This window comes from Curtobacterium poinsettiae (assembly GCF_025677645.1).
Classification (GTDB): Bacteria; Actinomycetota; Actinomycetes; order Actinomycetales; family Microbacteriaceae; genus Curtobacterium; species Curtobacterium poinsettiae_A.
The window spans coordinates 2619087-2631949 of the sequence record NZ_CP106879.1 but is presented as its reverse complement, the minus strand read 5'-3'; the positions used below and the strand labels follow the sequence as shown (position 1 = coordinate 2631949).

The window sequence follows — 12863 nt, the reverse complement described above, 5'->3', positions numbered from 1 at the left end:
TGCCCAGACCCGCCCTCCGCCGCACCTCTCCCCACGACCGAAGGACCACCCCGCATGAGCATGACCCCGGAGCAGGCCACCTGGTTCGCCGACGTCGCAGGCCGCATCGTGACCAACGTCGAGCAGGTGCTCCTCGGGAAGACGTTCGTGATCCGCCTCGCGGTCACGGCGATGCTCAGCGAGGGGCACCTGCTCCTCGAGGACGTCCCCGGAACGGGCAAGACGAGCCTCGCCCGGGCGATGGCGCAGAGCGTGCAGGGCACCACGAACCGCATCCAGTTCACCCCTGATCTGCTACCGGGCGACATCACCGGCATCAGCGTCTACGACCAGCGGACGCAGGAGTTCGACTTCCACCGCGGGCCGGTCTTCGCGAACATCGTGCTCGCCGACGAGATCAACCGTGCGAGCCCGAAGACCCAGTCCGCGCTGCTCGAGGCGATGGAGGAGTCCGCGATCACGGTCGACGGCGTCAGCCATCGTCTCGCCGCGCCCTTCATGGTCATCGCGACCCAGAACCCGATCGAGCAGGCCGGCACCTACCGCCTGCCCGAGGCGCAGCTCGACCGCTTCCTCATGAAGACCTCCATCGGCTACCCCGACCACGCCGCGACGGTGAAGATCCTCGAGACCTCGTCCGCACCGTCGGCTTCGGTCCCGCTGGCGAGCGTCGTGCCCGCCGCGACCATCACCGAGATGGCCGCGCTGGCGCGCACGGTGCACGTCGATGCCGTGATCGCCGACTACGTCGCCCGCCTGGTGGACGCGACCCGCTCCGCGAGCGAGGTCCGGCTCGGCGTGAGCGTCCGTGGGGCGATGGGCCTGATCCGCGCTTCCCGTGTCCTCGCGGCGCTGAGCGGCCGGCACTACGTCACGCCGGACGACGTGAAAGCGCTGGCCGTCCCGGTCCTCGCGCACCGCCTGGTGCTCGACGCCGAGGCCGAGTTCGACGGCGTCAGCGCGCCGAGCGTCATCGCGCAGCTCCTGGTGGAGACCTCGCCGCCCGCCGACCGGGTCACGACGTGACGGACCGCCGGCCCGTCTCCACGCGCTCGCGCCGTCCGTCCTCGACGCGGTCGCGTCGTGGCACGACGGCGTACGAGCGCACGGGGACGGTCACCGGCATGACCAACGTCCGGACGCGCATCGTCGGTGACCGTGAGGGCGTGGCAGCTGATGCGGTCATCGGGATCGTCCGGCTCTGGGCAACGGCCTGGAGGCTCGTCCTGCGTCTCTGGAGCGAGGTCTCGTCCGTCGTCACCGGGCTCGGGTGGACGGTCGCCGCCCTGACGCTCGTCGCGTTCGTGACCGGCTACCGGTTCGGGCTGCGGGAGATCGTCGTCGTCGGGTTCGCCGGCGCCGTGCTCGCGGTGGTCGCCGCGATGGCGTTGATCGGCCGGTCGCGGCTGGCGATCCGGATGCGGCTGCCGCAGCACCGTGTGGCGGTCGGCGACGACGCCGGCGTGGTCATCACGGCCGAGAACCCCACGCGTCTGCCGTCGGTGCCGACCACCGTCGAGGTGCCGGTCGGATCCGGCCTGGTCGACGTCGCGATCCCGGCCATCGGGCCGCACGGTACCTTCGAGCGGCAGGTCCCGGTCCCGACGCTCCGCCGCGGGGTGCTCGACGTCGGTCCGGTGACGGGTGTCCGCGCCGACCCGGTGGGACTCGTCCGCCGCGAGCTCGTCTGGACCGCCCGCGAGCAGGTCATCGTGCACCCGCGCACGATCGCGATCCCGTCGACGAGCACCGGCCTGGTGCGCGACCTCGAGGGGCAGGCGACGACGGACCTGTCGCCCGCGGACATCGCCTTCCACGCCATCCGCGAGTACATGCCCGGCGACGACCCGCGCACCATCCACTGGAAGTCGACGGCCAAGTCCGGCGCGCTCATGGTCCGGCAGTTCGAGGACACCCGTCGCTCGCACCTCGTCGTCGCGCTCGGCATCGCCCGAGGTGAGTTCGCCGACGACGAGGAGTTCGAGCTCGCGGTGAGCGCGGCCGCGTCCCTCGGCGCGCGGGCGATCCGCGACGGCCGTGAGGTCTCGGTCGTGGTGTCCCAGCGCACGCCCGAGTTCGCGAAGCGTGCCGTGTACGCCGTGCGGACGCTCCCCACTGTGACGCCGACGCGCCTGCTCGACGACTTCGCCTCGGTCGGCCTCGCTGACGCGTGCCTGCCGATCGCCGAGGTCTCCCGGATCGTCGGGAGCGACACCGAGGGCATCTCCGTCGCGTTCCTCGTGGTGGGGTCGACCGTCGGCCTGCCCGCGCTCCGACTCGCCGCCACGCGGTTCCCCGTCGGGGTGGAGGTCGTCGCGGTGATCTGCGAGCCCGAGGCCCAGCCGCGGTTCCTGCGCGTCGCGGGTCTGACGGTGATGACCATCGGCTACCTGGACGACCTCCGGCACGCCCTGCACCGATCGGCGTCGGCAGCATGAGCGGCGCTCCCGTGACCGCCCCGGCCCCCGCCGTGGACCGGGCGAGGCGCTCGACGCGGCGTTCCGACCGTCGCGACGCACGGCGGCTCGTGCCGTTCCGGCTCGCCGGCGGCACGCTGGCGGTCTGGCTGTTGCTGGCCGTCGCGAGCACGTCCTGGTGGCCGGTGTACCGGGACGGCGCGATGATCACGGCCGCCGTCACGGCGATCGTCGTCGGGACGGTCGTCGCGCTCCTCGGCACCCTGTTCCGGCTGCCGACCGCCGTCGTGGCGATCGCGAGCGTCGCCGCCTTCACACTCACCGGCGTCCCCGCCGCCGTGCCGAGTCAGGCCAACGGCCTGCTGCCCACCGGACGCGGACTCCTCGACCTCTTCGCCGGCGTCGCCCTCGGCTGGAAGCAGCTGGTGACCATCAGCCTGCCGGTGGGCTCCTACGAGGCGCTCCTCGTGCCGTACTCCGTGACGCTGCTCGTGGCCACGGTGACGGCCGTGAGCGTGGCGACCCGCGCCTCCAGGCAGGAACTCGCGAGCATCCCGGCACTGGTGCTCTTCGCGGTGGGCGTCGTCGTCGGGCCGAGCCGGCTCGACACGTCGATCCTGACCGCGGTCGTCCTGGTCGGCCTCGCCCTCGTCTGGGCGCTGACCGTGCGGCACGCGCGTCGCGCGGTCGCGGTGGCGACCACCATCGGTGCACGCGTGCCGGTGGCGCGGTCGATCGTCCGTCCCGCCCTGGTGGGAACCGGCACCATCGTGGCGGCGGCGGTCGTGGCGACCGGACTCGGACTCGTCGCACCTCCGTCGGGTGAGCGCACCGTCGCACGCACGGACGTCGTGAAGCCGTTCGACCCGCGCGACTACGTCAGTCCGCTCAGCGGGTTCCGCGCGTACGAGGAGTCCACCGCCTCGGACGCGACCCAGCTCCGGGTGACCGGCCTGCCCGAGGGCGGGTTCGTCCGCATCGCGACGCTCGACACCTACGACGGCGTCGTCTACCGCGTGGGCGGGGCAGACGGCTCGGCCGGCTCGGGCACCTTCGAACGTGTGCCGACCGCGGTCGACGTCCGTGGCGTCCGGGGCACCACGGTCGACGTCGGTGTGACGGTCGACGGGTACCGCGGTGTGTGGCTGCCGACGGTCGGTGACCTGGAGCGCGTGGAGTTCACCGGGCAGGACGCCGACGACGAGCGCGGCGCCTTCTTCTACAACGGATCGACCGGCACCGGCGCCGTGGTCGGCGGAGTGGGGGACGGCACGTCCTACGACCTGACGGCGGTGCTGCCCGACCAGCCGACGGAACGGCAGCTGGCCACCGCGCGCCCGGGGAGCGCCGCCGTGCCCACCGCACGGGACGTCCCCGACGCCGTGCGCGACACCGTGGAGTCCACGACGAAGGACGTGTCGGCACCCGGTGCGAAGCTCCTCGCCGCGGTGCAGTCCCTGCAGCGGAACGGGTACGTCAGCCACGGTGTGGGCGACGAACGGATGAGTCGGTCCGGCCACGGCGCGGACCGTGTCCAGGAGCTCCTCACCGCACCCCTGATGATCGGGGACCAGGAGCAGTACGCCGCGGCGGCTGCGCTGATGGCGGACGAGATCGGGTTCCCCGCACGGGTCGTGATGGGCTTCACGGCCGGGGGAGACTCGGGCCGCGACGGCGCCGCAGTGCGTGGCGGGACGACGACCTTCCGTGGGTCCGACGTCACGGCCCGCATCGAGGTGGACACGGCGCAGTGGGGATGGGTGATGCTCAATCCCAACCCCGAGGTGCGCGAGATCCCGAACGAGCAGCAGCAGACCCCGCAGCCGGTCACCCGACCGGAGACGGTCGTGCCGCCGCCCCCGGTCGACCAGCAGGACCAGGACCAGCAGGCGCCGCCCGAGAGCGACCGGAACACGCCGCCGGTGCAGCCGCTCTGGCTCCAGATCCTGCTCGCGGTGCTGCCCTGGGCCCTCGGGACCCTCGGTGTGGTCGCGCTCGTCCTGCTGCCGTTCGCCGTGATCGTGCTGCTGAAGCGGCTGCGGCGCCGACGACGGCGGAACGCCACCACACCCCGCGGTCGCATCGTCGGCGCCTGGGACGAGTACCGTGACGCACTGCTCGACCGCGGGCACGACGTGCGGCGGTCCGCCACCCGACGCGAAGCCGTGGTCGGTGCACCGGGCGACGGCGGCGCCGGACTCGCCGCGCTGGCCGACCGTGCGGTGTTCGGTCCGAGCGATGCCGACCAGACCACCGCAGACCGCATGTGGTCGGCGACCGACGACGCGATCGGTTCGCTCCGGAGGGGGCGGACCCGGCGGGAGCGGTTCCGCACCGCCGTCTCGCTCCGGTCACTGCGGGGAACGGGACGCCGTCCGTCGGCACGGTCCCGTCGGACGACCGACGGCCAGGCTGCGTCGGGGCACGGCGACTACGATGTCCAGAGGCCGGACGCGCGTCGTGGACGGCCGAGTGAGGACAGAGGCACCACGTGATCAGATGCGAACACTGCGGATCGATGCTCCCGGACGGAGCGATCTTCTGCGGTGAGTGCGGACGCGCGGTCACCGCCGCGGCGAACCGTCGCCCGGTCGCGCCGACCCCCGTCGAACAGGCACCGCCGCCACCGTTGCAACAACCCGACGCCCACGGCCGACGGTCCGACCCGGCCTCCGACGCCTGGTTGCCCGAAGCCACGCTGGATCCCGCCACGCGTGCCTGGCTCACCGGTGCCGACCGTCGTGGGACCGAACCGCCGGCACCCGTGCCGGTGCAGCGGCCCGACGACTTCGCCCCGCGCCAGGCCCCCTCCCACGTGCACGGTGCCGGGTCCGGGCTCGAGGACTGGTCGGGTGCACCGAGCCAGTCCGAGTCCGAGCCTCCCCTCGATCCCGACGCGTACCCGTCCGGACCCCTCGATGCCGACGACCCCGAACGCACGCGGATCGCGCCGGCTCCCGGTCGCCCCGAGACGCCCGAGGACCCGATCCGCGATGCTGCGTCGTCGGTCCCGGACCAGGCGGCGCGACAGCCCGTCGAGCCCCAGCCCGTCGAGCCCCAGTCCGTCGAGCCGCAGCCCGCTGCCGAGCCCTCCGTGCCGGTGTGGGCACCGCCAGCTCCCACCGCACCCCCGGCGGCACCCGCTGGTCCGTCCTGGTGGGTGGGCCGCGGTACCGCGGCTGCCGAGGCGCCGGCCGACCCGGTCGTCCCGCCGATGCCGGGAGCACCCGCCGAACCTGCTTCCGAGCCGGACACCGAGCAGGACACCGAGCAGCACACCGCTGCTCCTGCGTCAGACGAAGAGCTCGCCCGGCAGGCCCAGGAAACACACGAGGGCAGCAACGCCTCCGGGACGGAGCCCGACGAGCTGGTCGTGGCCGCGTCGGAGAAGAGCGCCACCGAGGACCAGCCGGCCGTCGTGTCGCCCCCGCAGCCCGGGGACACCGCCGTGGTCGAGCCGCTGATCGACCGTCGACCGCCCCGTCCGGCCCCGCTCGTCACCCCGGGCATGCACGAGACGACCATCTGCCACGTCTGCGGCAACCGGCTCGAGCCCGATGACATCTTCTGCGGCGAGTGCGGAGCCGTCCGTCCGGCGGTCACCGCGGCCTTCACCGGCCCGGTCATGCCGCTGCCGATGACCCGACCCGACTGGGCAGCCGAGGAGTCCGACGGCACGCAGGCCCCCGACGCGGGCAACGAGCCGGACGAACCGGACGGGTCTGACCCGGGTCCGGCTGAGCCCGCGGGTTCGACCGGGTCCGATGCGCGCGCCGCAGGCGACGAGCCGCACCACGGGATCCCGATGGACGACGAGTCCCTGCGCGCCGAGGTCGAGCAGTCCGATGTCGGCCGACGCCCCCGCGGGGCGCACGCTGCCCCGGTGATCGAGCCCGATCCGCCGACCGGGACGTCCGCCGTGCCGCGCACGCCGATCCCGCCGGTGCCCGGTTCCGCCACCGTCCCCTCCTCGGTGCCGTCCGCCACCACCACGGGCGCGCCCGCTGCTGCACCGCTGCCCCCGATCCCGGGAGCGACCGGACCCGCGCTGCCGCTCCCGCCCGTCGACCGGTCGGAGTCGCACGCGGTGGCCGATGCGCTCGACGACCCCGACGAGGACGTCGACGAGACCCGCATCGTCGCGAAGACCCCGACCCGGGCGCCGTTCGTGCTGCACTTCAGCACGGGCGAGCGGCTCGGGGTGCACGGCACGGGCCTGCTCGGCCGACTGCCGCGACCGCAGCCGGGGGAGCGGTACGACGACCTGCTGACCGTGCACGACCCGGGCAAGTCCGTGTCGAAGACGCACCTCGAGCTCGGCCGCGACGGCGACGACCTGTGGGTCTCCGACCGGTTCTCCGGCAACGGCACGGTCGTGCGGCACATCGACGGATCGATCCGCCGCTGCGAGCCCGGCCGGCGGTACCGCGTCGAACGCGGTGCACGCGTCGACATCGGTGAGCAGTTCTTCCTGGTGCAGTAGGCGACTTCTCCACAGATCGGGTCCCGGGCCGGCGCTGAGCCACTCGTTCCTGGTGCGATGGGGTCATGTCCCGGTTCGCCGCTCGTTGCGTGGTCGTGGGGGCCGCGGTCGCGCTCGTCGTGGCCGGGGTCATCGCACCGATCAGCGGCGCGGGGCAGGGTGTCCTGCTCGGCGCGGGTGCGTGCTGCGCCCTGGTCGACGTGGTGCTGCACCGTTCGGCGTCGCCGGACCCCGGGACCCCTCCGGTCGCGTTCGTCGCGCCGCCCGGGCCCGACCAGCCCGCCGAGCTCGAACCGCTCGGTGTGCCGGAGGCGCCGACCGGAACGGTCCCCGAGGACGGCGACGGCACGCCGGCGATCGTCCTCGGGCACTGTCCGGGCGGCCGCGTGCTCCGGGTCGACGCCGCGTCCCACCTCGTGGTCGTCGGTGCCGGAGCACTCGCCGTCGCGGTGTTCCGCGGGCTCGCCGAGCAGCTCCGAGCCGCTGCCGTCCACACCGACGAGGACCTGCGCTGGGCCGCTGCTCCCGAGGTCCTCGACGCCGTGGGGATCGGCAGCGCCGATCAAGCCCGGAGCACCCGGTCAGCGAGCACCCTGTCAGTGCACGCGCTGCCGTCGGGGACCTCGGTCGCGGTGCGGATGGGCGCCGACGGCCGACCCCACGGCTCCGTGGTGCTCGTGGCCGGACTCGGATCGGCGCCCCGTCAGCGGGACGTCACCGTCGAGGTCTCGCGGTACGGCTGTTCCGTCCGTCGACCCGACGACCACACGGTCGACCGGGTGTCCCCGGCGCTGCCGGTCCTCGTACCCGACACCGTGAGCGCCGATCGATGACCAGCGCCGAGCGGCGATCAGCGCAACCCGGCGCCGACCCGCACCGCGCCGACGGGAACACCACCGCCGAGCACCCGCTCACCGGTCGCCTCGAGCACCTCGGCCACCCCGTCCGATGCGACGAGCCCGTTCCGCTCCAGCAGCGCCAGGGCCGCCAGGGTGCCGGCCCGCTGCGAGCCGTCGAGCACCTTCACGGCCACGGCGGCGCCTCCGGGCAAGCCCATGACCATGACGCCCTCGGCCCCGAGCTTCGCCAGCACCTGCAGGCGCTCGATGGTGACCGTGTTCGCGCGTCCGACGCCGTCGATCGCCCACGGGTGCGCCAGGACGGCATCGGTCAGCGCAGCGGAGTCGTCGTCGGCCCGCGCCACGACACCGGCGAACCCGCGTGCCAGCCCCGTCAGGGTGAGCGGGAAGACAGGGGCGCCGCAGCCGTCCGTGCCGACGAGGTCGACGGTCTCGTGCGTGTACTCCTCGACGACGGAACGCACCCGCTGCTGCAACGGGTGCTCGATGTCCAGGTACGTGGCTTCGTCCCAGCCGTTCACCCGGCAGGCCGCGAGCATGCCGGCGTGCTTGCCGGAGCAGTTCATCGCCAGGCGGCGGGGGCCGTCCATCGTCCGAGCGGCCCCGCGGTCGAAGGGCATGTCGGGCGGGCAGCCGAGGTCGGCTTCGACGTGGTCGAAGGACTCGAGCATGTGCAGGGCGAGCGCCTGGTGCGCCGCGGTGCCGGCGTGGCTCGCGGTGGTGAGGACGAGTTCCTCGTCGGAGAACAGCGCACCTGCACGGCGGACCGCCAGGGCCTGGAACGGCTTCATGGTGGAACGTGGGTAGATGCTCGCCGTCACGTCACCCACGGAGTCGATCACCGCGCCGGTCGCGTCGACGACGACGCCGGCGCCGACGTGCCGGCTCTCGTCGAACCCTGAGCGTTCGAGCACCGCCAGCTCGACGGAACCGTCGGCGGTGAGAGGATGGCGATCACTGCGGACTTCGGGGCTCACCGTCATGCCGCCATGCTAGCCAAGGCGAAGGGGCGCACCCGTGCACGACCACTCCTACGAGGTCTCCGTCAGCTGGACCGGTGACCGCGGGACCGGCACCTCCGGGTACCGCGACTACGGCCGCGAGCACGTGGTCTCCGCGACCGGCAAGCCCGACGTCCCCGGCTCCGCCGACCCGACGTTCCGCGGGGACCGTGACCGCTGGAACCCCGAGGAGATGGTGGTCGCGGCGCTGGCCCAGTGCCACATGCTCAGCTACCTGCACGTCGCGGTGACGAAGGGCTTCACCGTCGTCGACTACCAGGACACCGCGACCGCGTCGCTCCGCCTGAACCGCGACGGTTCGGGTGAACTGACCGAGGCGACCCTGCACCCGGTCGTCACGATCCTCGAAGCCGACCGGGTCGCGGACGCCGAAGCAGCACACGTCACCGCCAACGAGCTCTGCTTCATCGCGCGGTCCGTGGCGTTCCCGGTGCACCACGAGCCGCAGCTGGTCGTCCGACCTGCGTCATTGGCAGGGGACTCTTCGGCAGGTGGGGCAGACTAGGTCCTCGTGAAGCGTCTCCGCCTGCTCCCGATCGCCATCGTCCCCGCCGTCGTGCTGGGACTCGCCGCCTGCTCCGGCTCCGGTTCGAACGGGTCCTCGGCCTCGCCGACCCCCTCGGCCAGCGCCACGGCCTCGGCGATCACCTCCTGCCCGGACCCGGGCAAGTCGTCCGATGCCATCAAGGCGACCGGGTCGTTCGGTGGACCGAAGGCCCCGACCGTGAAGTTCTCGTCCGGCCTGTCCGCGAAGACGCCGCAGGCCACCCGCCTCGTGAAGGGCAAGGGCGCGGCGCTCGACGAGGGCGACTACGCGCAGGTCTCCTACAGCGTGTACGAGGCATCGGACGCCAAGAAGCTCGGCACCGTCGGCTTCGACGAGGGCAACCCGCAGGTGCTCTCCGTCGGCGGATCGGGCTTCGGCGCGCTCCTCGCCTGCTCGAAGGTGGGCGACCGGGTCGCCGCGGTCGGACAGTCCTCCGCACTCGGCTTCAACACCGGCGGCGAGATCGTTGTGGTCGCCGACGTCGTCGCACAGACCCCGACCAAGGCGACCGGCACCCCGCAGGACCAGGACCCGGGCCTGCCCACGGTCAAGGACAAGGCCTCGGGCGAGCCGGAGATCACGGTCCCCGACGGTGTGAAGGCGCCCACGAAGACCACGGTCGAGGTGCTCAAGCAGGGCGACGGCACCGAGATCGCCGACGGCGACACCGCCCTCGTGCAGTACAAGGGCGTCGTGTACGACACCGGCAAGGAGTTCGACTCCTCGTGGTCGAAGGGTGTCCCCACCACCTTCACCGTGTCGGAGAGCGCGCTCATCAAGGGCTTCGTCACCGGGCTCGTCGGGCAGAAGGTCGGCTCACAGGTCCTGATCGTCGCCACGCCGGAGGACGCCTACGGTGCGAACCCGCAGGAGGGCTCGGGCATCCCGAAGAACGCCACGCTCGTCTTCGTGGTCGACATCCTCGCCAAGGGCTGACCGTGACGGACGGCCGCCTCGGCAGCACCGGTCCGGATCGTCGGCGGATCGTCGTCCTCGGCAGCACCGGCTCGATCGGCACCCAGGCGCTCGACGTCGTCGCTCGCAACCCCGACCGGTTCGAGGTCGTCGGGCTCACCGCCGGCAGCAACCGCGAACTCGTCGCCGAGCAAGCCGCCCGGTTCGGGGTCCGCGACACGGCGTTCGGCGCGGCCGACTCGGAGCAGCTCGTCCGGAGCGTCGAGGCCGACGTCGTCCTGAACGGCATCACCGGCTCGGTCGGCCTCGGCCCGACGCTTGCGGCGCTCGAGAGCGGTGCCACGCTCGCCCTGGCGAACAAGGAGAGCCTGATCGTCGGCGGCTCCCTCGTGCAGCAGGCCGCAGCGCCCGGGCAGATCGTGCCCGTGGACAGCGAGCACTCCGCCATCGCGCAGGCGCTGCGCTCCGGCTCCGACGCCGAGGTGCAGCGGCTCGTCCTCACGGCGAGCGGCGGTCCGTTCCGTGGGCGCACCCGCGAGCAGCTCCGCGACGTCACCCCCGCCCAGGCCCTGGCGCACCCGACCTGGGACATGGGTCTCGTCGTCACGACGAACTCCGCGACGCTGGTCAACAAGGGGCTCGAGGTCATCGAGGCACACCTGCTCTTCGACGTGCCGTACGACCGCATCGACGTCACCGTGCACGCGCAGTCGATCGTGCACTCGATGGTCGAGTTCGTCGACGGCTCCACCATCGCCCAGGCGTCGCCGCCGAACATGCGTCTGCCGATCGCGCTCGGCCTGGCCTGGCCGGACCGGGTGCGCGGCGTCGGTGTGCCGCTCGACTGGACGACCGCGAGCACGTGGACGTTCGAGCCGCTCGACGGGGACGCCTTCGGCGCCGTCGCCCTCGCGAAGCGCGTCGGCGAGCTGGGCGGGACGTTCCCGGCCGTGTTCAACGCCGCGAACGAGCAGGCCGTCGCCGCGTTCCACGCCGGCGCGATCGGTTTCCTCGACATCGTCGACACGGTCGAGCGCGTCGTCGAGGAGCACACCGCGGGTGAGTCGTCACTCGACGGCGTGCTCGCCGCGGAGCAGTGGGCGCGCACCGCTGCGGACCGCGCGCTGACCCGCTGACGCGAGTCGCGCCTCCCGGTCGACGCAGCGGCGGCAGACCGCGGACGGCGATGGACGGGAGGCCCGGATCACCTCTCAGACGGCGCTCGGCTCCGTCATGGAATCAGTCCCGTACTCTTTCCCGGTGACCGTCGAATCCGTCCTGCTCTTCGTCCTCGGCGTGGTCGTCTTCATCATCGGCCTGCTGGTCTCGATCGGACTCCACGAGCTGGGGCACCTGTCCTTCGCGAAGCTCTTCAACGTCAAAGTGACGCAGTACTCGCTGGGCTTCGGCAAGGCGATGTGGTCGTTCAAGCGGGGTGAGACCGAGTACGGGATCCGTCCGATCCTGCTCGGTGGGTACATCTCGATGGTCGGCATGCTCAAGCCGCGGGCGTCGGGCCGGGCCGACGCGATCACGAACACCGGCATGTACGGCGCGTTCGTGCAGGACGCCCGCCAGGCCAGCGCCGAGCAGATCGCGGACTCCGGTGGCGACGACTCCCGTGCCTTCTACCGCCTGACGCCGTGGAAGCGGATCATCGTGATGGTCGCGGGTCCGGCCATGAACCTGGTGATCGGCATCGTGCTCTTCGGTGTGCTGCTGTGCGGGTTCGGGGCGCCGACGACGACCTTCACGTCGAGCGTCGGGTGCGTGCTGCCGAACAGCCAGACGACCGAGTGCTCGCCGGGCGACGCGGTGTCCCCGGCGAAGCAGGCGGGCATCGAGTCCGGCGACGTGGTGCTCTCGGTGAACGGTGAGCAGGACCCCACGATCACCCGTGTCTCCGAGGTCTTCCAGGAGTCCGCCGGTGAGCAGGTCACCGTGGTCGTCGAGCGCGACGGCGCCCGCAAGACCCTCGAGATCACCCCGACGACCGCCACCCGCGACGTCTACGACGCCGAGGGCAAGCTCGTCAAGAACGACGACGGCACCACGAAGACCCAGCGCGTCGGCGTGGTCGGTGTCAGCATCGGGCAGTCCCTGGTGCGGCAGTCCCCAGCCGAGGTGCTGCCCGCGACCGGCGCCCAGATCGCGGCGTCGGCGCACCTGATCATCGACCTGCCGCAGCGCCTGGTCGCGGTGTGGAACGCCGCGTTCGGTGCCCAGGAGCGGTCGCAGGACAGCCCCGTGTCGGTGGTGGGCGTGGGCCGTGCGATCGGCGAGGTCTCGTCGATGAGCGGTGTCCCCGTGGTCGACAAGGCGTACACGATCCTCGGGCTGCTGGCCTCGCTCAACATCGGCCTGTTCGTGCTGAACATGGTCCCGCTGCTGCCGCTCGACGGCGGACACATCGCGGGTGCGCTCTGGGAAGCGATCAAGCGGCGGTCGTTCAAGCTCGTCGGCAAGGCGGATCCGGGGCCCATCGACCTGGCGAAGACGATGCCGCTGACGATGGTCGTCGTGGTGCTGTTGGCGGGCATGAGCGCGCTGCTCATCTACGCCGACATCGTGCGGCCGGTGAACCTGTTCGGGTAGTCGCTCCGGCGTTACGATCAGCGG

The 12863-nt window shown here is 72.5% G+C and carries 10 protein-coding genes; 9 read left to right on the top strand and 1 reads right to left on the bottom strand.

The genetic code is table 11. The annotated features are described in order from the left end of the window. Nucleotides 1-54 precede the first annotated feature (54 nt). From OE229_RS12600 to OE229_RS12580, 5 genes are all read left to right on the top strand, one after another. Nucleotides 55-1026 (top strand): AAA family ATPase, encoded by a 972-nt coding sequence (locus OE229_RS12600; protein WP_262138286.1) that lies wholly within the window; start codon nt 55-57, stop codon nt 1024-1026. Nucleotides 1027-1124: 98 nt separating this feature from the next. After that, nucleotides 1125-2438, top strand: coding sequence for a DUF58 domain-containing protein (locus OE229_RS12595; protein ID WP_262138284.1), 1314 nt, complete (start codon nt 1125-1127; stop codon nt 2436-2438). Next, on the top strand, nt 2435-4912 hold the full coding sequence (locus OE229_RS12590) for a DUF3488 and transglutaminase-like domain-containing protein (RefSeq protein ID WP_262138283.1): 2478 nt from the start codon (nt 2435-2437) through the stop codon (nt 4910-4912). Before OE229_RS12595 ends, OE229_RS12590 begins: the two co-directional genes overlap by 4 nt. Further along, nucleotides 4909-6900 carry a zinc-ribbon domain-containing protein gene (locus OE229_RS12585; protein WP_369076257.1) on the top strand — a complete coding sequence of 664 codons (1992 nt, stop codon included), beginning with the start codon at nt 4909-4911 and terminating at the stop codon, nt 6898-6900. Before OE229_RS12590 ends, OE229_RS12585 begins: the two co-directional genes overlap by 4 nt. A gap of 65 nt (nt 6901-6965) precedes the next feature. Beyond that, nucleotides 6966-7733 (top strand): hypothetical protein, encoded by a 768-nt coding sequence (locus OE229_RS12580; protein ID WP_262138281.1) that lies wholly within the window; start codon nt 6966-6968, stop codon nt 7731-7733. A 17-nt stretch (nt 7734-7750) separates the two neighbouring features. Here OE229_RS12580 and OE229_RS12575 read toward each other — a convergent pair whose 3' ends face one another. Continuing rightward, the gene (locus OE229_RS12575) at nt 7751-8743 is read right to left on the bottom strand and encodes an asparaginase (RefSeq protein WP_262138279.1); all 993 of its coding nucleotides are present in this window, start codon (nt 8741-8743) and stop codon (nt 7751-7753) included. A 34-nt stretch (nt 8744-8777) separates the two neighbouring features. Here OE229_RS12575 and OE229_RS12570 point away from each other — a divergent pair, with 34 nt between their 5' ends. The 4 genes from OE229_RS12570 (at nt 8778) to OE229_RS12555 (ending at nt 12839) form a co-directional block, all read left to right on the top strand. After that, nucleotides 8778-9287 carry an OsmC family protein gene (locus OE229_RS12570; RefSeq protein WP_262138278.1) on the top strand — a complete coding sequence of 170 codons (510 nt, stop codon included), beginning with the start codon at nt 8778-8780 and terminating at the stop codon, nt 9285-9287. 6 nt (nt 9288-9293) lie between these two features. Beyond that, complete coding sequence (locus tag OE229_RS12565; RefSeq protein WP_071404621.1) at nt 9294-10265, top strand: FKBP-type peptidyl-prolyl cis-trans isomerase; 972 nt, start codon at nt 9294-9296, stop codon at nt 10263-10265. A gap of 2 nt (nt 10266-10267) precedes the next feature. After that, nucleotides 10268-11380 (top strand): 1-deoxy-D-xylulose-5-phosphate reductoisomerase, encoded by a 1113-nt coding sequence (dxr, locus tag OE229_RS12560; RefSeq protein ID WP_262138277.1) that lies wholly within the window; start codon nt 10268-10270, stop codon nt 11378-11380. Nucleotides 11381-11504: 124 nt separating this feature from the next. Beyond that, entirely contained in the window at nt 11505-12839 is a 1335-nt protein-coding gene (locus tag OE229_RS12555; RefSeq protein ID WP_262138276.1) for a M50 family metallopeptidase, read from the top strand. Nucleotides 12840-12863: the final 24 nt, after the last annotated feature.

What these genes read in the sequence shown, in the direction of transcription:
- OE229_RS12600 (WP_262138286.1), top strand. Translation starts at nt 55, where the DNA reads ATGAGCATGACCCCGGAGCAGGCCACCTGGTTCGCCGACGTCGCAGGC.
- OE229_RS12595 (WP_262138284.1), top strand. Translation starts at nt 1,125, where the DNA reads ATGACCAACGTCCGGACGCGCATCGTCGGTGACCGTGAGGGCGTGGCA.
- OE229_RS12590 (WP_262138283.1), top strand. Translation starts at nt 2,435, where the DNA reads ATGAGCGGCGCTCCCGTGACCGCCCCGGCCCCCGCCGTGGACCGGGCG.
- OE229_RS12580 (WP_262138281.1), top strand. Translation starts at nt 6,966, where the DNA reads ATGTCCCGGTTCGCCGCTCGTTGCGTGGTCGTGGGGGCCGCGGTCGCG.
- OE229_RS12575 (WP_262138279.1), bottom strand. Translation starts at nt 8,743, where the DNA reads ATGACGGTGAGCCCCGAAGTCCGCAGTGATCGCCATCCTCTCACCGCC.